Raw genomic sequence first — 20742 nt, 5'->3', positions numbered from 1 at the left:
TAAGCTTTTAAACCAACTTTAAAAAGACAATTATATAATCGCTTGGTTTTTAACAAGAAATTAAGCCTCATTCCATTACCATGTCTGTATTTTTCAATGTATTTTTGCATGAATCAAATTTTACAGAAATGCTATCGTTTTTTAAAGGATACAAAACTTTTGCTATAGTTTTTGCCATCATTTCGATTATCATCATATCGCTTATTTACAACACCCTGAATGTTTACCAACCTCTCCCTATTTACCAGCCAGCCATGGTAAGTACCGAACTGGTAGACACCACAATTCAATATCAAAAAAAGTACCATAAAATTGCCGATTTTTCCTTAATCAATCAAAACGGAAAAACGATTACTCAGGACGATTACAAGGATAAAATTTATGTGGCAGATTTCTTTTTTACCACTTGTGGAACCATTTGCCCGATTATGACAAAAAACATGGCCGCTATTCAATCCGCAACCATGACATACAACGACGTGATGCTCTTGTCGCATACGGTCACTCCAGAAATTGATTCGGTTGAACAACTCAAACGTTATGCCGTTGCTAAAGGAGTTATTGACCGAAAATGGAATCTGGTGACGGGTGATAAGAAAGAAATTTACAAACTGGCGCGAAAAAGCTATCTGGCGGTTAAAGAAGATGGTAATGGTGGTCCTTTCGATATGATACATACCGAAAACTTTATGTTGATTGACAAAAAACGTCAGATTCGCGGCTTTTACGACGGCACCAATCCGGAAGATATTGATCGTCTTCTTCAGGATATCGAAATTTTAAAACAAGAATACGAGCAATAGTTTTTTGCCTACAATTTTTTTAGCCTAAATATTTACATTACTTTTGCTTCTTTAAAATCAATCTAAATAAGCTTGAAACATACTTTAGCACATCTAAAACGTGGCGAAAAAGCAACTATCACCGATGTTTCGTCCATTCACATTCCTCTAAAACTATTAGAAATGGGGTGCCTTCCTGGTAATACGGTCGAGCTTGTTCAATTAGCACCTTTTCAAGACCCGATGTATTTAAACATTAACGGCTCTCATGTGGCTATTAGAAAAGAAACTGCTAATCATATCTTAATTGAGAAAGTAGATGAGTAAACAAATTAATGTCGCTTTAATAGGAAACCCCAATACAGGAAAAACCTCTGTTTTCAATGCCCTTACAGGATTAAACCAAAAGGTTGGAAACTACCCGGGTATTACGGTTGAAAAAAAAGAAGGGATTTGCAAACTGCCACGTGGCGTTAAGGCACATATTATTGATTTACCCGGAACTTACAGTTTAAACGCATCGTCGTTAGATGAAAATGTAGTGATTGAATTGCTACTGAATAAAAATGATAAAGATTTCCCTGATGTCGCGGTTGTAGTTAGCGATGTTGAAAATTTAAAGCGTAACTTACTACTGTTTACTCAAATTAAAGATTTAGAAATCCCGACCATCCTGGTGATTAATATGGCAGACAGGATGGCATACAAAGGCATTTCTTTAGATATTCCGTATTTAGAAAAAGAACTAAAAACAAAAATTGCCTTAGTCAGCACCCGAAAAAAACAAGGCATTGACGAGTTAAAACAACTCATCACCAATTACAAAGACGTTTCTGCCGAACCTTGTTTAAATGCATCGGAGGTAGACATTGACTATTTTAACAGGCTACGCAAAGCCTTCCCAAACCAGTTGCTTTACAAATTATGGCTGGTGATTACACAAGATGTTAACTTCGGAAAGATTGACCGAAACGAAGTTGAAGCTTTAAACGATTTTAAAACCAAAAGTAAGGCCGACCTGAAACGTTTACAGCAAAAGGAAACCATTAAACGCTATCAGTTTATTAATAACGTGCTTAAGGTCGGGCAAACGATAGACAGCTCTCAAGCTAAAGACTTACGTACGAAACTAGACCGAATCTTAACCCATAAAGTTTGGGGCTATCTTATTTTCTTTTTCATTTTACTGACCATTTTCCAGGCGATTTACGACTGGTCGAGTGTACCCATGGACTTTATCGATAGCGCTTTTGCTTCTCTTAGCGAATGGGTGAAGGATAAATTACCTGATGGTGCGTTCACCAATTTACTGGCCGAAGGCATTATTCCCGGACTTGGTGGTATCGTTATTTTCATTCCGCAAATTGCTTTCTTATTCTTATTCATTTCTGTTTTAGAAGAAAGCGGATACATGAGCCGTGTGGTCTTTTTAATGGATCGCGTTATGCGTCGTTTTGGACTTAGCGGAAAAAGTGTAGTCCCTTTAATATCAGGGACAGCCTGTGCTATTCCTGCAGTTATGGCTACTCGAAATATTGAAAGCTGGAAAGAACGTTTAATTACCATTTTAGTAACGCCATTTACTACCTGTTCGGCAAGACTTCCTGTGTATTTAATTATTATATCTTTAGTCATTCCTGAAGGTCGCTTTTTAGGATTAGGATATCAGGCATTAACCCTTATGCTATTATACCTTTTAGGATTTGGAGCAGCAGTAGGCTCGGCTTATATTTTAAATAAAATTTTAAAAATACGAAGTAAATCGTTTTTTGTGGTTGAAATGCCGAACTACAAATTGCCTTTATTTAAAAACGTAACGCTAACGGTATTAGAAAAAACAAAATCGTTTGTTTTTGGTGCGGGTAAAATTATTTTAGCCATTTCCATAATATTGTGGTTTTTAGCCTCTTATGGTCCGGGAGATAATTTTAATAAAGCGGAAGAGCTTGTTACTAAAGCATATGCATCACAGGATATATCTGAAGATGAGCTGCAACAGCATGTCGCGTCATTTAAATTAGAACATTCCTTTATTGGCATTACAGGTCGCGCTATCGAGCCGGTGATCAGACCACTTGGTTACGACTGGAAAATAGGTATCGCCATTGTGAGTAGTTTTGCTGCCCGCGAGGTATTTGTTGGTACTCTGGCTACAATTTACAGTGTAGGCAGCGATGACGAAGCCACGATTAAAAACCGAATGGCTGCTGAAGTGAACCCTATTTTGGGCGGCCCACTATTCAACTTTGCCTCCGGCATATCCCTGTTATTATTTTATGCTTTCGCGATGCAATGTATGAGTACTCTGGCGATTGTTAAGCGGGAAACCAATAGCTGGAAATGGCCATCATTGCAATTAGTATTTATGAGCGGACTGGCCTATGTGGTCGCTTTAATCGCTTATCAATTTTTAAAATAACAGCGAAAGGTTCGATAACATAAAACGGCTAATTGCTTATGAACACCCTTATTCAAAATATTCTCGTTTTTTCGGCTGTCGCTTTAGCTTTACTCTACTTGATTAGAAAATTCTTTTGGAAAAAAAAGAAATCGAAAAAAGCCTGCGGTGAGGACAACTGTGGTTGTCATTAAACACAAGTTTCTTACCCTTCTTTTACAAATAAATTGTTGGCCACTGTTTGAGAAATACTCATTTTTAAGTTATTGATTTCAATGACCATAGAATCATCAAAATCTTCGCGAGAGACCACCGTTATTTCAGAGCCTAAGGCAATTTTATGTTTATCTAAATACTTTAAAAAAGACGAAGAGGTATCTTTCACACCAACACAAACCCCTTTAGTGTTTTCAGCTAAATTAAACAGTAAGGTTTTATCGGTTTTCTTAATATCACCGTTCTTATCCGGAATGGGATCGCCATGTGGGTCGTGCGTTGGATAATCTAATAGCTTATCTAACTCATTAATCAGCTTTTCAGATTTAATATGCTCTAACTGTTCGGCGATATCATGAACCTCATCCCAGGTAAAATTCAGCTTTTCTACCAAAAACGCCTCCCATAAACGGTGCTTTCTAACAACATCGGCAGCAATTTTCTTGCCTTGAGGAGTTAAGGACACGCCCTGATAACGTTTGTAATTGGCATAACCTTTTTCGGCTAACTTCTTAACCATATCGGTTACCGAAGAGGCTTTCGTTTCCAGAGCTTCTGCAATACTATTGGTACTGACCGTTAATGTTCCATACCTACCCAATTGATAAATGGACTTAATATAATTCTCCTCGGTTAACGTAATCATGGTTCTGAATTTTAATTATTACAAATATATATTAATCATTATTTTAAAACTATTTTTAGACTAACCTAAATTTATATTTATATTTGCAAAAACAAATTTAATGAGACCTCTAATTTTTTTACTATTAACAACTACTATTTCCTTAAACGCACAACAACAAATTAGTGGCCGTGTATATTCTAACCTTGAACCACTACCCTATGTTAATGTGTTTATTAAAGCCCTCTCTAAAGGTGCTATTACTGATGACCAAGGCTTCTTTAAAATTGACAATATCGAAACGGGGACGTATAACATATCGGCATCTTTTACAGGATATAAAACGCAAACAAAACCCATTGAAGTAAAAACAGATACTGTTAAAATCAACTTTCATTTAGACGAATCGGACCTGCTTGACGAAGTTGTAGTTACGGGAACATTAAAAGCAGTTTCCAGATTAGAAAGCCCCGTTCCTGTTGAAGTTTACAGTTCAGCTTTCCTTAAGAAAAACCCAACACCAAATATTTTTGAAGCTTTACAGAATGTTAATGGTGTTCGCCCGCAAATTAACTGTAATGTCTGTAATACCGGTGACATTCACATTAACGGACTGGAAGGTCCGTACACTTTAGTTTTAATTGATGGTATGCCGATTGTTAGCGGGCTTTCGACTGTTTATGGTCTATCGGGTATTCCGAATTCTTTAATAGAACAAATTGAAATCGTCAAAGGTCCGGCTTCCTCCCTTTACGGAAGTGAAGCTGTTGGTGGTTTAATCAACATCATCACCAAACTTCCTGAGCATGCTCCCTTAGTTTTCGCAGACAGTTATGTTTCAGGATGGGGAGAAGTGAATACCGATTTAGGCTTTAAAGCTAAACTAGGGCGTAATACCGATATTTTAACCGGAATTAATTACTTCAATTACAGTAACCCTATAGATAACAACCATGATAATTTCACAGATTTAACCCTACAGGAACGCATTTCTGTATTTCAGAAATGGAACTTCAACCGATTAAACAATCGCTTATTTTCTGTTGCCGGACGTTTCTTTTATGAAGACCGCTGGGGCGGGGAAATGGAATGGAACCCCAGTTACCGTGGTGGCGATGACATTTACGGAGAAAGCATTTACACCAAACGCTTTGAAGTACTAGGAAAATACCAGTTACCTATCGATGAAAACATTTTATTTCAATTCTCTTATACCGATCACGATCAGAATTCTGTTTACGGAAATACACCGTACTTGGCAACACAACGCATCGGGTTCGGACAATTTACCTGGGATAAATCTTTAACCAACCACAATTTATTATTCGGGGCGGCAGCACGATACAATTTTTACAATGACAATACCCCGGCTACCATCAAAGTCGACGAGATTGTTATTCCTTCATTTTTTGTACAAGATGAAATTGCTTTTAATGAAAAACACAATATGTTATTAGGTGCTCGTTACGATTACGACAAACGACACGGTAACATATTTACGCCACGAATCGCCTATAAATTCAAACCCTCAAACAATGATATTCTACGTTTAAACGCAGGCACAGGATTTAGAGTGGTTAATTTATTTACTGAAGAGCACGCTGCTTTAACTGGTGCCAGAGACGTAGTGATTACCGAAGCACTAAAACCTGAACGATCGTATAATATCAATCTGAATTATTTAACCAAACTATACACCAAAAGCGGGATTATGATTGGCTTAGATGCCTCGGCATGGTATACCCACTTTACGAATATTATTTTACCGGATTACGAGACCAATCCGAATCAAATTATTTATGATAATCTGGAAGGGAAAGCGGTAAGTAAGGGTGTAAGCTTAAACATAGATACCATGTTTTCAAACGGCTTAAAACTTCTTGCTGGTGTTACATTTCAAGATGTTTCTAAAACTGAAAACGAGATTACAGAACAGCAAATACTTACTGAAAGTTTTACCGGAACCTGGGCTGCAACCTACAAACTTTACAAATACAATTTAAGCTTAGATTATACAGGAAACATTTATGGTCCCATGGCATTACCCCTTTTAGGCGACTTAGATCCCAGATTACCGGAATCACCTGTATGGAGTATTCAAAATATTCAGTTTACTTACGACGGCTTAAACCATTTTGAAATTTACGGCGGTATTAAAAACCTATTGAACTGGACACCAAATAAAGGCAACCCGTTTATTATTGCCAGAGCCCATGACCCATTTGATGAACAGGTCGCATTCGATAATGATGGCAATGCAATGGTTACCCCTGAAAATCCTTACGGTTTAACCTTTGATCCTTCATACGTTTATGGACCCAATCAAGGCAGACGTCTTTTCTTCGGTTTACGATACACTTTGAAATAACTTAAGTTGGACCCAACATAAACCTCTATATCTTCTAACATTTGACATTAAAAGAAGCATGTCGTGTTTGCGGTAATATAGACACGTCTTAAATAATAATCGATTTATTCAAATTCAGATTTTGACTCTATTCCATCTGGCATTAATTCCTTTTAAAACATAAGACGCCATAGTTGCGCCACTAAAAAGGTAACGATAAACCCTAAAATTACCGGCATAACCGAGGCTACCACTGTCCATTTAACACTGTTGGTTTCTTTATAAATGGTATAAATGGTTGTACTACATGGATTATGAAGTAAACTAAACAGCATCAGATTTATAGCCGTTAACAAGGTCCACCCTCCTGCTTTTAGCACGTCGGCTGTAGCATTAATAGAATCCAATTCAAACATCACACCTGCACCTTCACCAACTCCAACACCAGTAACTAAAACCGTTAACATTAATATAGTTGGAATCACAATTTCATTTGCCGGAATCGCCACGATATAGGCTAATAAAATTACACCGTTAAGCCCTAAAAGAAACCCGAAACCATCCATACTATGTATCGCCCAGGCTGCAATACTTTCGTTACCGATGTGAATATTTGATATCAACCAAATTACGGCTCCTGCCGGGGCAGCAAACACGATGGCACGCCATAACACAATTAAGGTTCTATCGATCAGGGAGGTGTAAATGGTTTTCCAGAAACGCGGGGGTCTATAGGGTGGTAATTCCAAATTAAAGGTTGAGACTTCACCTTTCAAAACGGTTTTTGATAATCCCCATGAAACCCCAAACATGAACACCATACCAAGTACCGCTACTCCAATGACCGCCAATAATGACACAAAACTGGATAAGGATTTCGGCACTACAGCACCGATAAAAATGGTTGCAATTAAAATTTGTGTTGGCCAACGTCCGTTACACAATGAGAAATTATTGGTTAAAATCGCAATAAGTCGCTCTCTTGGACTGTCAATAATCCTAGTGGCTACCACACCGGCTGCATTACAACCAAAACCCATACTCATGGTTAAGGCCTGTTTACCATGTGCTCCCGACTTATTAAACAATGCATCTAAATTGAACGCTACACGCGGCAAATAGCCAAAATCTTCCAACAAGGTGAACATAGGAAAAAAGATAGCCATAGGTGGTAGCATAACGGCTATTACCCACGCCACGGCGAGATACACGCCATCAATTAAAAATCCATCAAGCCACCAAGGCATACCCAAACCTGCCGCCCCACTTTTTAGCGCCGGGTGAATGATATCCAGTAAGAGATTAGCTAATAGAGACGATGGGTAATTTGCGCCCTGAATTGTCAACCATAATACGGTACCCAGAATTAAAAACATGATTGGGAATCCGAAGCGTTTACTGGTCACGATTTTATCGATTTTCGCATCTAACCTAAATCTTCTTTCAGAATCCTTAGAACGCACCGTATCTTTAACAATATCGGCTGCGTCGGCATAAATACTCTCGGTTAAGTTATCGTGAAATTCATCGCCTATTTGCCAACGCAACTCGTTAGATAATTCGATGATATGATCAATATTATTTTGTTTCATTAGAATTTTCAATTAAACAAATTCACCTTTTCTCAGCGCTTCAATTATTTTTTTATCGCCCTCTAATAATCGGAAGGCAATCCAACGACTGTTAGAGATATTCGGGAATTCCTTTTCAATTTCAACGGTTAAAGTTTTAACTGCCTTTTCAATATTTTCAGGGACACTTTTTATGCGATGCGGTTTACACACCATCTTACCACTGGCTATTTCACTAATGGTTTGAATAAGTTCAGGAATACCACGATTAAATCTTGCGCTAGCCGGCACGACTGGGATCCCCAAATCGCGCGATAAGGTACGTACATCAATTTCAACGTCGTTACGTTTGGCTTCGTCCATAAGGTTTAAACACAGCACGGCTTTGTCGGTAATCTCTAAAATTTGAAGTACAAGATTCAGGTTACGCTCCAAACGATTAGCATCAACAACAATAACAGTAACATCTGGTTTTCCGAAAAGAATGAAATCTCTGGCCGCTTCTTCATCTTCGGAAGTCGACATTAAAGAATAGGTTCCCGGTAAATCGACCAGTTTATATTTTTTAGTATTGTATTCAAAACCTCCTTCTGCCCTTGTCACCGTTTTCCCCGGCCAGTTTCCGGTATGCTGACGCAAGCCTGTAAGCGCATTAAACACCGTACTCTTACCTGTATTTGGATTCCCTGCCAGCGCCACAACAAAATCGAAATTATCGGTACGAACACCCAATTTTTTCAGTCCGTCCCTGTTGAAATGCTCACAGGTTTCGCAGGCACTTTGTATTTTCGTTTCCATAATTTAATCTTTTTTAATCAGGATTTTTGCTGCCTGGTCGTTACGCAAGGCAATAGATGTCCCTTTAATTAAATACGCATTAGGTTCCCCTAAGGGATTGACTAAATCGATACTTACCTGAGCCCCTTTTACAAAACCCAGATCAAGCAATCGTCTACGACTTTCTCCACGACTTTCTCTTGAAATTCCAATAATTTTTGCGGTTTCATTTTCAGTTAAACTGGATAAACGCGTAACATTATCTTCAACCAAAATTTCCTTTTCCAATGGTGCCACGGTTAAATTCGCCGCGACTATCGGAGCTAATTTAAACTCCTCACCTTCCGAAAGAAACACGATACGTGTTACATTATTTTCGACCACTTTGATTAAGGATCCTATATGAATGTTTTCAGCTAAAATCTGTTTGTAAATCACTTCAGGTTCATCTTCAATATGCGTGATTCTCCCCATAGCTCCAACTTGTAACAACGGTAATTCTACGCCTTTTACCTGCGCCATTTTACCCGTTTTAGTCGGAATAGGATCACCATGCGGATCGAATTTTGGGTGGCCTAAATGTCTTGATAATTCCTCAACCTCATCATGGTTTAACCGGTGTTCCATAGACTCGGCTCTATCGTGCCATTCTATTTTATGAAACCCCGTTTTCTCGGCCAAATAACGCTCCCAAAGTCTGTGAACCCGAACAATTCGCAGTGCATATTCGCGTCCTTTTTCGGTTAATTTTAAAATGTCGGATTCAAAGTAAATTAAATTATTAACCGTCATAATATTAATGGCATCAACAATTTTTTTATTACTGAAACTCAACATATGCACCAAGGTTTTCATATCAACCTTGTTATTCGAGTTTTCAAAATGATAAAGCTGCTTGAGAACATCTTCTATTATTGTCTTTTCGTTACTCGTTAATTGATTCTTTAAAATCCAATACCATCCTTTAGAAGGCCTGAATAAAAAATATAAAAGCGCTCCAATGCTAAAAAACACAAGAAGTGCCGATATGGGATTATAAGTATGCATATTATAAGCTGATGTGTAAATTTTAGTCGTTGTGTTTTATGATTATTTTCAGAAAAACACTTAAAAAACACCAACAAATATACTGCATTTTATATTGTGGTAAAAATATTTTTAGACAAGACTAAAAATATAAATATTTTCAAATGAAGGTTATACCATTACAATTAGTTAATTTAACAACGGTGTTTAACGATTTCAAACCATGGCCCAACACAACGAATTAGGTAAAAAAGGTGAACAACTCGCAGTCGATTTCCTCTTGAAAAATGGCTATACTATTGTAGAACGCAACTACCGATTTGATAGAGCAGAAGTGGATATTATTGCACAGCAAGACGATACTTTGGCTATTGTTGAAGTCAAAACTCGATCGACCACAGACTTTGGGAATCCGCAGGATTTTGTAAAACCAAAACAAATTAAACAGCTCGTAAAAGCAGTTGATGAATACGTTACTGAAAACAGCTTAGATGTTGAAGTCCGTTTTGATATTATTGCGATTGTAAAACAAGGCAACAAATACGATATAGACCATTTAAAAGATGCCTTTTATCATTTTTGAGACGCCTTGCTCTTGGCTTTGCTTTTTTGTTTTTCGAAATACAGCTTTAAGGCATCAATATCCTCCGGCTTCGCCACAATATGCTTTTCTGAATCTAACACAAAATATGTGGGTGTTGCGGTTACTCCATAACTGTTTCCTATTTCATTATCCCAATAGCCTGCGCCGTAAACATGGATAAAATCTGGTATACGCTTTACCACACGGTTCCAGTATTCCGGAGAATCTTCTAATCCAATAGCTATTACAGTGACTTCTTCTTTCTTCTTATCCTTTACAAAGGCTTCCAACTGCGGAATTTCATCTAAGCAATGTGCACAGGTACTATTCCAAAATACCAGAATATAATTTTTAGCACCCGTTAATTCACTTAGCTTTTTCGTGGTCTTTATACCATTTTTTTCCTGTTGATAGGAAAAATCAGGAGCGACTTTACCTAAGGATATATTTTTAAACAAGGTTAAGCCTTCAACCAGATCTTTATCTTTTAATTGTTTAGCAATATTGATTAAGTAAGTATCTGAAATGTAATTGGCAGTATTTTCATAATTCAAATCACGCATTTGCTCCCATAAATCGACCAATAAGGTGCGCTTGATTTCAATCGGAGCCTCTTTCATTGCATTATAAAACACATTGATATTTTTCTTGTAATTCGCTTCACGGTTAATGGAATCGGCAGCTACACCAAAAACATAATTCACCATACGTTCGTTCAAAAAATTCGAACTTTGAAGTGTTTTGTTACTGAAATTTACATAATCGAAATAATGTGCTTTTACATTTTTACTGTAAGTCTCAACATCTTCATAATGCTTTGGTATATAAGGCCTATTCGCTTTAATAAACGCTAAAGCAATGGTGTTTTTTGCCAAATCTTCAAAGCCTTTCTGAGCTTCGCGCTGTGTTTTAAAAATAGAAACTAAAGCGGTCGTGTCCTTACTTTTTTCACGATAAAAATTATTGATACTATGGGTAATCATGGACATGCTATTACTATAGGAAGCCATTAATTTATTCTCGGAAGATGACAAAATTTTCAATCCGGTTTCAGAATTGAAGGTTAGATTGATGTCTTCCTTTTTATTATAAATTACATCGAAATTATAATCTTCTTCCGGAATAGCGTACACAATGCGATACATACCCTTTGCCACCGTAGAATCTAATTTTATTTCGAATTTTCCATCTTTCTTAACTTCGGCGTGGGTGATATATTCTGAAATGGTTGGTGTCACCTTATACAGCACCGCCACACGATAATCTTCCGGCGGAGAAAACACACCTTTGATGCTGTGTTGCGCCATTACTATGTTTGAAATTAAAATTATCAGAAATAAAAACCTTTTCAAAATTCAGGGTATTTGTAATTTATTTATAATCAATTATTAAGCCATAAGTGGCTGTATCGCTTTTAACGCTTGGTCTACTGTTTTAACATTATCAAAAGTAAGTAATAATCTTAAACCGTTGCGTGTTTGTTTCTCTTTCATTTTACATGCCGACGGATGGGTTTGTACAAACTGAAGCACTTTGGTAAAGTTTTTACTTTGATAGAAGCTACTTTGCTGGTCGTTAAGGAAATACCCGATAAACTTTCCTTGCTTCATAATCACTTTCTCAAACCCTACTTTAGTTGCAATCCATTTAATACGTACACTATTCATCAAGTCTTTAACCTGCTTTGGTAATTCCCCAAAACGATCGATCAACTCGCGCTCGAACTTCTGTAATTCAGCCTCTGTTTTTAAACCATTCAACTGTGTGTATAAACTTAATCGTTCGGCGATATTATTCACATAATCATCAGGGAACAGCAACTCAAAATCGGAATCGATAGTTACGTCTTTTACATACTCTTTCTCATCTTCATTCTCATGGTACAAGTCCTTAAATTCGTTTTCCTTCAATTCTTCAATAGCTTCATTTAAGATTTTCTGATAGGTATCGAACCCGATTTCATTGATAAATCCGCTTTGTTCTCCTCCCAACAAATCACCGGCACCACGAATCTCCAAATCTTTCATCGCGATATTGAACCCGCTACCCAGTTCGGTAAACTGCTCCAGGGCTGTGATTCGTTTTCTGGCATCATCGGTCATCGCCGAATATTCAGGTGTAATAAAATAACAGAAGGCTTTTTTATTACTACGTCCCACCCGACCACGCATCTGGTGCAGGTCACTCAATCCGAAATTATTGGCATTATTAATGAAAATGGTATTGGCATTCGGTACGTCCAGTCCGCTTTCAATAATGGTGGTACTCACCAACACATCGAAGGCACCATCCATAAACGATAGCATCAGTTCTTCCAGCTTTTTACCATCCATTTGTCCATGACCAACACCTACTTTAGCATCGGGTACCAGACGCTGAATCATACCTGCCACTTCCTTAATATTTTCAATACGATTGTGGATAAAGAAAATCTGTCCGCCACGTTCAATCTCGTAACTCACCGCATCGCGAATGGTTTCTTCATTAAAACGAATCACATGGCTTTCTATAGGGTAACGGTTTGGTGGTGGCGTGGTAATTACCGATAAATCACGAGCTGCCATTAAACTAAACTGAAGGGTTCTTGGTATGGGCGTTGCCGTTAAGGTGAGCACATCGACATTATCCTTTATGGTCTTCAGCTTCTCTTTTACCGCAACACCAAACTTCTGTTCTTCGTCAACAATCAGCAAGCCTAAATCTTTAAACTTAACCGTTTTATTCGCTAACTGGTGGGTCCCAATAATAATATCGACCGCACCACTTTCCACACCCGTTAAGGTCTCCTTTTTTTCCTTGGCGGTTCTAAAACGATTTACGTAATCTACCGTTACCGGAAAATCCTTCAATCGTTTTCTAAAGGTTCTGAAATGCTGATACGCTAAAATGGTAGTCGGTACTAATACGGCCACCTGCTTACCATTATCGACCGCCTTAAACGCTGCGCGAATAGCAACCTCGGTTTTCCCGAAACCAACATCACCACACACCAAGCGATCCATTGGGCGTTCGCTTTCCATATCGGCTTTTATATCGGCCGTAGCCGAGCTTTGATCTGGTGTGTCTTCATAAATGAAAGACGCTTCCAATTCATGCTGCATATAGCTATCCGGCTTGTACTGAAATCCTTTTTCTGTTTTACGCTTCGCGTAAAGTTTTATCAGATTAAAGGCCACGTGTTTAACCCGTGACTTGGTTTTTTCCTTTAGCGTTTTCCAGGCAGTACTTCCTAATTTATAAACCTTAGGCGGTTTACCATCTTTCCCGTTAAACTTGGTAATTTTATGCAGGGAGTGAATACTTAAATACAGCACATCGCGCTCGCCATATACCAGTTTTATTGCCTCTTGCTGCTTCCCTTCTACATCTATTTTTTGTAATCCGCCAAAACGCCCAATACCATGATCGATATGCGTGACGTAATCGCCAATATCCAGATTGGTTAATTCTTTCAGGGTAATCGCCTGCTTCTTCGCATAGCCGTTTTTCACACTGAATTTATGATAACGCTCAAAAATTTGATGATCGGTATAGCATACCATTTTACTATCGGCATCGATAAATCCCTGATGTAAGGATAGAATAATGGTTGAATACTGCTTCACATCTAAATTTGAATCGTCGAAAATATCATGAAAACGTTTCGCCTGCTGTTCACTCACACAGGCAATGTAATTGGTATAACCCTTTTCGTGATTGGCATTTAAATCTTCAATCAACAAATTGAATTGTTTATTGAAAGACGGTTGTGGCGTAGTATGATATTCAATAACCTCTGAAGCATTAAACACCGAAGTTCTGCCGAATTCTACTATCGAAAAATCGAGTAACTGCTTCTTCAATAAGTTTGAATTACAAAACAGTTCGTTAGGTTGCCCGTGCTTAATTTCTGAAGATATGGTTTTAAAAGCCTCTTCGGCCTTCTCATAAAAATCATCAATTCGCGACAAAAGCAAATCGGTGTTTTTTAAACACACCACTGTTTTTTGTGCGATGTATTTTAAGAAACTTTGTCGGCTTTCCTGCAATAACTTGTTTGCCACATTAGGAATGATATCTATCTTTTTAATCTGATGGACCGACAACTGAGTTTCCACATCAAAGGTTCGGATACTATCGACCTCATCCCCAAAAAATTCAATACGGTACGGCTTGTCATTAGAAAACGAAAAGACATCCACAATGCCACCTCGAACAGAAAACTCCCCCGGTTCGGTAACAAAATCGACGCGTTTAAACTGATACTCGAATAAGACCTCGTTTACAAAATCGATAGACAACTTATCGTTGACTGCAATTTTTAAAGTATTACGCTCTAACTCCTTCCTGGTTACCACCTGCTCAAACAGGGCATCAGGATAGGTGACAATAATCGCCGGTTTTTTACGCGAATTAATGCGATTAAGCACCTCGGCACGCAATAGCACGTTGGCGTTATCGGTTTCTTCTATTTGATAGGGTCTGCGGTAACTTCCCGGATAAAAAAGCACATCGTCTTTTCCACAAAGCTGTTCTAAATCATTTAAATGAAATGCCGCTTCCTCCTTATCGTTAAACACCATTAAAAAGGGTTTATCACTGTCTTTAAACGCATTCGATATGACAAATGATAACGCAGAACCGACAAGTCCCTTTAAATGGATTCTACTTTGAGTACCGGCAATAGCCATTTGCAGTTTTTGCGTTTGCAAAAGCTGTTCGTAGGTTTGGGCGATATCTGTTTTACTCACCTAAGTATTGGGTTTTAAAGCTACAAAGATACAGTTTACAATCTTTTTTTATAATGCTTTGAGATAATTTTGATTCTTATTATCTTGTTGAAAATAAGACAGGAACACCATAAGCTTAGCAGGGTTAATTATTGATGAAAAAAACAGATTTTCAAACTGTTTTTTATGAGAAAATTGCCAAAAAATATGTACGTTTGCAGCACGTTAAAAACAATTAAAACATATGTCGTTTTCAGATTTATTTGATAGTGGGTTTAAAAAGCGTAATGAAGACCATTTTGCCGCTATTGTTCGCGTAGCCATGGCTGACGGATTCATTTCTACAGATGAAAGAGCCTTTTTAGACAGATTAGCAAGAAACTTAGATATTAGCGAGGCTGATTATAACTTAATTTTACAAGATTATAAATCGCATCCTATCAATCCACCACACGATTACGAAAGACGTCTGGAGCGTTTATTCGACTTAGCTCGTATGGTTTATGTAGATCATATTAAAGGAGACCTTGAAGAGTTATTACTTAGAAAAATAGCTGTAGGTCTAGGTTTTCACCCTGAAAACGTAAAATACATTGTCGATAAGGCTTTAACCTTAGTGAGCAACGGTGTAGATATCGATACGTTCATGGATGAAATGAAAAATATGAATAAGTAATTATTTATCTAAATACAGAAAAAGCGAACCTAATGGGTTCGCTTTTTTTATATCTAAATATGCTATAATACTTCCTGTTTTTTAACGAACAGATTTCCAAAAACAGGTTTATCGTAAAAGGTAATTCGAATACCCATCAGCAAAATAACGCCCCCTATTACCATTTGAAACGATATAGCCTCTCCAATAAACAACCAAGCTAAAAACGATGCCAAAATACCTTGCCCCAGTAAGCTTACCGAAACGCGTGTCGCACGCATATGCTGCGTTGCGTAGCTAATAAGAATCCATGCTAATAATTGGCAAAGTACTGCCTGAAGTAATAAAACCAACCAGCCAGCATTTGAAAATCCGTAAAACGGCTCATCTAAAGCATAGCTAACACCTGCCAGATAAACCGATGAGGCCATTAAACTTAAAGACATAAACGTTAATACATTCATGCTTTTCAACACCTCTTTACTAATTAACATGTAAAATGCATAAAACACTCCAGACAACACCCCGAAACTAAAGGCTAAATCGAAATCCAAATTCTGAAATACCGTGAATCCAACCAGCATCACCATACCAAAAACAGCTATTACGGTACCAATCCAGAAGTTTACTTTAGGTTTATCTTTAAGAAAACACAACGCCAAAATACCGACCCAAACCGGTGATAAATTAGTTAATAACGAGGCCTGTGTTGCCGTAGATTCCTGAATAGCGATATTCCAAACAGCAACATCACTGCCAAAAATCACACCACACAACAACGCCAATAAAACCGTTTTTATCTTCGGAATTTTAAACTGTCTGGTGATTAAAACATAAGGCAATAACAACACCAGCGAAAAGGCCATACGATAGAAGGCCGAAATAACACCCGGAGTTAACTTCAACTTTACCAAAATCGGGAATATGGAAATACATATTATCCCAATCAGCAGTGCCAACCTTTCCTTTTTCATTCTATTTAATATCAACTCTTTAAGAGCGCGCAAAAATAGTCAATAAAGCCGATGTTATCGGCTCAAAAATCAGCAAATAAATGTTAAATTTCAGATTTACTTATGTAGTTTCAATTGAATACGCTTTCGCTGAATATCGACCTCTAACACTTTTACAATAACCTGTTGATGTAAACTCACATGTGCATTTACATCACTTACGAAACTATCTGATAAATTTGACACGTGAATCAGTCCACTTTCTTTAATTCCGACATCGACAAAAGCACCAAAATTAGTAACATTATTAACGATTCCCGGCAATAGTTGTCCGACCTGCAAATCATTAATCGTTTTTATATTCTGATTAAAAGTAAACACTTTAGCCTGCTCACGAATATCTAATCCAGGCTTTTTAAGTTCCTTTATAATATCTTCAAGGGTTGGCAATCCAATGGTTTTAGTGGCATATTTATTTAAATCTATGGCATTTAGAACAGATTCATTCCCAATCAATGCGGTTACATCTTTACCTAAATCTTTCGCCATTTGTTCCACAATAGTATAACTTTCAGGATGCACCGCAGAATCGTCCAACGGATTTTTAGCCGATTTAATGCGTAAAAAACCAGCAGCCTGCTGAAACGCTTTGTCGCCTAATCTCGGGACTTTTTTAATCGCCGTGCGCGATGTAAACATACCATGTTCATTTCGGTAATTAAAAATATTCTCCGCCAGTTTAGGTCCGATTCCCGAAACATAACTCAGCAAACTCACACTGGCCGTATTGATATTAACACCAACGGCATTCACACAACTTTCCACAACGGTATCCAATTCCTTTTTCAGTTTGGTTTGATCTACATCATGTTGATATTGCCCAACACCAATCGATTTAGCTTCAATCTTTACCAGTTCGGCTAATGGATCCTGTAAACGACGCCCGATAGACACCGAGCCACGCACCGTAACATCGTAATTTGGAAATTCATCACGGGCAATTTTAGATGCCGAATAAATACTGGCTCCCGCTTCGCTAACCACGAAGACCTGCATATCGTTTTTAAAATGAATTTTACGTACCAAGGCTTCGGTTTCTCGAGATGCCGTACCATTACCAATGGCAATGGCTTCAATTTTATAGGCTTCACAAAGCGAACTCAGTTTTTTTATAGCCCCTGAACTATCACTCTTCGGCGGATGCGGATAAATGGTTTCATTATATAATAGACTTCCTTGCGCATCTAGGCACACCACTTTACAACCGGTTCTAAACCCTGGATCTATAGCCAGCACCCGCTTTTCCCCTAAAGGAGACCCTAACAGTAATTGTTTTAAATTCTTAGCAAAAACGGTTATCGCAGATGTATCGGCTTTTTCTTTAGCGATTTGCAAAGCCTCATTAGACAATGCTGGCAATAACAAACGTTTGTACGCGTCGGCAATGGCCATTTCAATTTGTGTTACACAGGCGTTTTTTGAACGTATGATGCGGTCTTCTATTTTAGCTAAAGCCCGATCGTCGTCAATCGTAATTTTCAGTTTAATAAAACCTTCTGTTTCTGCTCGCAGAATTGCCAATAAGCGATGTGACGGTATGCGACTTAGATTTTCTTCCCAATCGAAATAATCCCTGAATTTCTGAGCATTTTCATCGCCTTCTTTAGCCTTCACGACTTTAGTTGCAATCATCGCAAAACGTTCCATTTGATATCGAATATTATTTCTAACATCGGTACGTTCATTAATCCACTCGGCGATAATATGGCGTGCGCCTTCTAAAGCAGCATCTACTGATTCTACCGCTCCTTTTACATATTTAAACGCTATTGACTCCACATCATTTGCATTCTGGCTCATGATGATTTTCGCCAAAGGCTCCAGTCCGTTCTGTCTCGCTTTCTCGGCTTTGGTTTTTCGGCTTTTCTTAAACGGCAGATATAAATCTTCAAGCGTGGTTAAATCCTGAGTTCCTTCAATTTTAGTTTGAAGTTCCGGAGTTAAACTCCCCTGCTCTTCAATAGCTTTTAAAATAGCAGCTTTGCGCTTCTCCAGAGCTTCAAATTGCTCTTTAAACTTTACAATGTCTCCAATTTGAACCTCATCTAAATTCCCGGTACGTTCTTTTCGGTATCGCGATATAAATGGAATGGTACAATCTTCATTAAGTAATTCTATTGTGTTTTTTACTGAAGATTCCGGTAATTGGGTTTGTGATGTGATATACTGAATTAGTGACGTCATTACTTCGGGTTTAATGCAAAAAAATCTCGTTTTCAAAGAAACATTGAAAACGAGATTTAAACAAATGTTATATTCTTTTTATTCGCCAGCCTGCGTTTTCGCCTCCTGAATCATTTTTTCATTTGGAACGATTGCTACATTAACACGTCGGTTTTTAGCACGGCCTTCAACGGTACTATTATCTGCAATAGGTTGTTCTTCTCCAAACCAGTTTGTTGTTAATCGGCTTGATCCAATACCGTGACTTGTTAAATAACTGGTAACCGCATTAGCACGATTTTTGGATAAAGTCATATTATAAGCTGCATCACCAGTACTATCGGTATGCCCAACAACTAAAAGATTCGTGTCCGGATACTCTTTAAACACTCCAATAAGTTTGTTTAAAGTCTCCTGAGAAGCAGCGTTTACATTGTACTTGTTTGTATCGAAATACACACCACTATTTTCATCGAAGGTTACGACAATACCATCATCTACACGCTCTACTTGTGCTCCTGGAATTTCTTCTTCAATCTGCTGTGCCTGCTTATCCATTTTGTTTCCGATAAGTACACCGGCACCACCACCAACAACACCTCCAATAACAGCTCCTAATTCACCATTACCGCCTTTACCCACGTTATTACCAATAATCGCACCTAAAATAGCCCCACCAGTTGCCCCGATAACACCTCCTTTTTGCGCATTATTCGCATTCTGAATCGACTTACAGCTGGTTACAGAAACCACTAAAGCGATTGTTAAACTTAAAACTCCTATTCGGTTTATTAATGCTTTCATATTTCTTTTTTAAATTTTAACTATAAAGTTATATATTTTCCGGCTTAAGCGAAAAGAATTTATAGAGAAAATTCTTTCGCCGTTATTCGTTTATAATTTATTGAAATTCATAGAAATGGTAAACGGCTGATTATCTACAATTACCGTTTGCTGCCATTGCATTTGCGTGTCTGACAGTGATGTTAAGCTCAATCTAAACCCTTTGTTGGTTTCTGATTTTCCCTTTTCATCGGTTGGTTTTAATAAAAAGTCGTAAAGTCCGGTTGCCGGATCAACTTCATCAATGGTAAAAATAAAATGACGATCGCCAGCTTCACAGGCATACTTCTCAATAGTGTACACACCGGTATTGTTATTCGGAATAAATTGCCAGGTGCTACCCTCAAAACATGACTTTGCAGCATCGTTCAATAATGTTACATCGTAAGTTCCTGCTTTGCTATACGTAATGGTACTTAAATTCCAGTTTCCTTTAATTACTTTTTTCGATACTCTAACGGTTTTTGAACCCCCACAGGCCATCATGGTTGCGGCCACAAACAATAAAATTAAGCGTTTCATAGATTTTTTTAAATTAATTAATAGCATATACTAATATACGAAAGGTTGACGGTTATAGATTACTTTTTCTTAAAATAACTTCTGAGAACCCTATATAAAACGGCACATCTACACCTTTAGACACAAAAAAAATGGATTAAGTAACATATTAAAACAAAAAACAGATCGCTCTTTAAAAGAATGATCTGTTTTTCAAATATGTATGAATAAAAAAATTGTTCTGAATCTTTAAGCAACTTTTTTGAGTAAATCGAAACAAGGGCATTTTTTACAACGCTTATTCTCGCCCTTTTTAAATTTTTTACAACAGCTTGTCTTCACTTTTTCCGGAAGCACAATGCCTGCAGCTTCTAATTTCTTAAGCTTTTTGAGCGTCTTTTCCTTTTTCTTCTTACCCAAGACTCTATTAATTAATGAATTACCCTGCAAATATATTTATTTTTATTAAATCTAAATAAGATGAAATGTTAAAATTACAGAATTAACTATTCTATAAAAAAAACCACATACTT

At 37.6% G+C, this 20742-nt stretch carries 16 protein-coding genes and 1 pseudogene; 7 read left to right on the top strand and 10 right to left on the bottom strand.

What is annotated here, in order from left to right:
* Positions 1-128 precede the first annotated feature (128 nt).
* From ICJ84_RS00570 to ICJ84_RS00555, 4 genes are all read left to right on the top strand, one after another.
* Positions 129-803 carry an SCO family protein gene (locus tag ICJ84_RS00570; RefSeq protein WP_188215406.1) on the top strand — a complete coding sequence of 225 codons (675 nt, stop codon included), beginning with the start codon at positions 129-131 and terminating at the stop codon, positions 801-803.
* Between the two features lie 72 nt (positions 804-875).
* Positions 876-1109 carry a FeoA family protein gene (locus ICJ84_RS00565; RefSeq protein WP_188214416.1) on the top strand — a complete coding sequence of 78 codons (234 nt, stop codon included), beginning with the start codon at positions 876-878 and terminating at the stop codon, positions 1107-1109.
* A complete protein-coding gene (gene feoB, locus ICJ84_RS00560) occupies positions 1102-3201 on the top strand; it encodes a ferrous iron transport protein B (protein ID WP_188214415.1) in 2100 nt (699 codons plus the stop codon). Before ICJ84_RS00565 ends, feoB (ICJ84_RS00560) begins: the two co-directional genes overlap by 8 nt.
* Positions 3202-3239: 38 nt before the next feature.
* Complete coding sequence (locus ICJ84_RS00555) at positions 3240-3374, top strand: FeoB-associated Cys-rich membrane protein (protein ID WP_188214414.1); 135 nt, start codon at positions 3240-3242, stop codon at positions 3372-3374.
* An 11-nt stretch (positions 3375-3385) separates the two neighbouring features.
* Here ICJ84_RS00555 and ICJ84_RS00550 read toward each other — a convergent pair whose 3' ends face one another.
* On the bottom strand, positions 3386-4039 hold the full coding sequence (locus ICJ84_RS00550) for a metal-dependent transcriptional regulator (protein WP_188215405.1): 654 nt from the start codon (positions 4037-4039) through the stop codon (positions 3386-3388).
* A 103-nt stretch (positions 4040-4142) separates the two neighbouring features.
* Here ICJ84_RS00550 and ICJ84_RS00545 point away from each other — a divergent pair, with 103 nt between their 5' ends.
* Positions 4143-6389, top strand: coding sequence for a TonB-dependent receptor (locus tag ICJ84_RS00545; RefSeq protein WP_188214413.1), 2247 nt, complete (start codon positions 4143-4145; stop codon positions 6387-6389).
* Positions 6390-6541: 152 nt separating this feature from the next.
* On the opposite strand, the pseudogene feoB (ICJ84_RS16885) reads toward ICJ84_RS00545, so the two are convergent.
* Together feoB (ICJ84_RS16885) and ICJ84_RS00530 are read right to left on the bottom strand one after the other, a co-directional pair.
* Positions 6542-8725: pseudogene (feoB, locus tag ICJ84_RS16885) on the bottom strand (ferrous iron transport protein B).
* A 15-nt stretch (positions 8726-8740) separates the two neighbouring features.
* Positions 8741-9763: a metal-dependent transcriptional regulator gene (locus ICJ84_RS00530; RefSeq protein ID WP_188214410.1), complete on the bottom strand. Its 1023-nt coding sequence runs from the start codon at positions 9761-9763 to the stop codon at positions 8741-8743.
* Between the two features lie 202 nt (positions 9764-9965).
* Here ICJ84_RS00530 and ICJ84_RS00525 point away from each other — a divergent pair, with 202 nt between their 5' ends.
* The gene (locus ICJ84_RS00525; RefSeq protein ID WP_188214409.1) at positions 9966-10325 is read left to right on the top strand and encodes a YraN family protein; all 360 of its coding nucleotides are present in this window, start codon (positions 9966-9968) and stop codon (positions 10323-10325) included.
* On the opposite strand, the gene ICJ84_RS00520 is transcribed toward ICJ84_RS00525, so the two are convergent.
* The gene (locus tag ICJ84_RS00520; protein WP_241748651.1) at positions 10316-11632 is read right to left on the bottom strand and encodes a TlpA family protein disulfide reductase; all 1317 of its coding nucleotides are present in this window, start codon (positions 11630-11632) and stop codon (positions 10316-10318) included. The two genes, ICJ84_RS00525 and ICJ84_RS00520, sit on opposite strands and share 10 nt — an antisense overlap.
* Before the next feature lie 81 nt (positions 11633-11713).
* Positions 11714-15055 carry a transcription-repair coupling factor gene (gene mfd / locus ICJ84_RS00515; protein WP_188214407.1) on the bottom strand — a complete coding sequence of 1114 codons (3342 nt, stop codon included), beginning with the start codon at positions 15053-15055 and terminating at the stop codon, positions 11714-11716.
* Positions 15056-15278: 223 nt separating this feature from the next.
* On the opposite strand from mfd, the gene ICJ84_RS00510 reads away from it, so the two are divergent.
* Complete coding sequence (locus ICJ84_RS00510) at positions 15279-15710, top strand: TerB family tellurite resistance protein (protein WP_188214406.1); 432 nt, start codon at positions 15279-15281, stop codon at positions 15708-15710.
* 62 nt (positions 15711-15772) lie between these two features.
* Here ICJ84_RS00510 and ICJ84_RS00505 read toward each other — a convergent pair whose 3' ends face one another.
* The 5 genes from ICJ84_RS00505 to ICJ84_RS00485 form a co-directional block, all read right to left on the bottom strand.
* Positions 15773-16663: a DMT family transporter gene (locus ICJ84_RS00505; protein ID WP_188214405.1), complete on the bottom strand. Its 891-nt coding sequence runs from the start codon at positions 16661-16663 to the stop codon at positions 15773-15775.
* A 96-nt stretch (positions 16664-16759) separates the two neighbouring features.
* Complete coding sequence (locus tag ICJ84_RS00500) at positions 16760-18886, bottom strand: Tex family protein (RefSeq protein ID WP_188214404.1); 2127 nt, start codon at positions 18884-18886, stop codon at positions 16760-16762.
* A 78-nt stretch (positions 18887-18964) separates the two neighbouring features.
* Entirely contained in the window at positions 18965-19669 is a 705-nt protein-coding gene (locus tag ICJ84_RS00495; RefSeq protein ID WP_188214403.1) for an OmpA family protein, read from the bottom strand.
* A gap of 90 nt (positions 19670-19759) precedes the next feature.
* The gene (locus ICJ84_RS00490; RefSeq protein WP_188214402.1) at positions 19760-20230 is read right to left on the bottom strand and encodes a lipocalin family protein; all 471 of its coding nucleotides are present in this window, start codon (positions 20228-20230) and stop codon (positions 19760-19762) included.
* Positions 20231-20458: 228 nt separating this feature from the next.
* Positions 20459-20629, bottom strand: coding sequence for a hypothetical protein (locus ICJ84_RS00485; RefSeq protein ID WP_188214401.1), 171 nt, complete (start codon positions 20627-20629; stop codon positions 20459-20461).
* Between the last annotated feature and the right edge of the window lie 113 nt (positions 20630-20742).

The sequence above is a fragment of the Aestuariibaculum suncheonense genome (assembly GCF_014596935.1).
GTDB lineage: Bacteria > Bacteroidota > Bacteroidia > Flavobacteriales > Flavobacteriaceae > Aestuariibaculum > Aestuariibaculum suncheonense.
Note: the sequence above shows the minus strand (reverse complement) of the source record. Positions and strands in the feature narration are given on the sequence as shown.

What these genes read in the sequence shown, in the direction of transcription:
- ICJ84_RS00570 (WP_188215406.1), top strand. Translation starts at nt 129, where the DNA reads ATGCTATCGTTTTTTAAAGGATACAAAACTTTTGCTATAGTTTTTGCC.
- feoB (WP_188214415.1), top strand. Translation starts at nt 1,102, where the DNA reads ATGAGTAAACAAATTAATGTCGCTTTAATAGGAAACCCCAATACAGGA.
- ICJ84_RS00555 (WP_188214414.1), top strand. Translation starts at nt 3,240, where the DNA reads ATGAACACCCTTATTCAAAATATTCTCGTTTTTTCGGCTGTCGCTTTA.
- ICJ84_RS00545 (WP_188214413.1), top strand. Translation starts at nt 4,143, where the DNA reads ATGAGACCTCTAATTTTTTTACTATTAACAACTACTATTTCCTTAAAC.
- ICJ84_RS00530 (WP_188214410.1), bottom strand. Translation starts at nt 9,763, where the DNA reads ATGCATACTTATAATCCCATATCGGCACTTCTTGTGTTTTTTAGCATT.
- ICJ84_RS00525 (WP_188214409.1), top strand. Translation starts at nt 9,966, where the DNA reads ATGGCCCAACACAACGAATTAGGTAAAAAAGGTGAACAACTCGCAGTC.
- ICJ84_RS00520 (WP_241748651.1), bottom strand. Translation starts at nt 11,632, where the DNA reads ATGGCGCAACACAGCATCAAAGGTGTGTTTTCTCCGCCGGAAGATTAT.
- ICJ84_RS00510 (WP_188214406.1), top strand. Translation starts at nt 15,279, where the DNA reads ATGTCGTTTTCAGATTTATTTGATAGTGGGTTTAAAAAGCGTAATGAA.
- ICJ84_RS00505 (WP_188214405.1), bottom strand. Translation starts at nt 16,663, where the DNA reads ATGAAAAAGGAAAGGTTGGCACTGCTGATTGGGATAATATGTATTTCC.
- ICJ84_RS00500 (WP_188214404.1), bottom strand. Translation starts at nt 18,886, where the DNA reads ATGACGTCACTAATTCAGTATATCACATCACAAACCCAATTACCGGAA.
- ICJ84_RS00495 (WP_188214403.1), bottom strand. Translation starts at nt 19,669, where the DNA reads ATGAAAGCATTAATAAACCGAATAGGAGTTTTAAGTTTAACAATCGCT.
- ICJ84_RS00490 (WP_188214402.1), bottom strand. Translation starts at nt 20,230, where the DNA reads ATGAAACGCTTAATTTTATTGTTTGTGGCCGCAACCATGATGGCCTGT.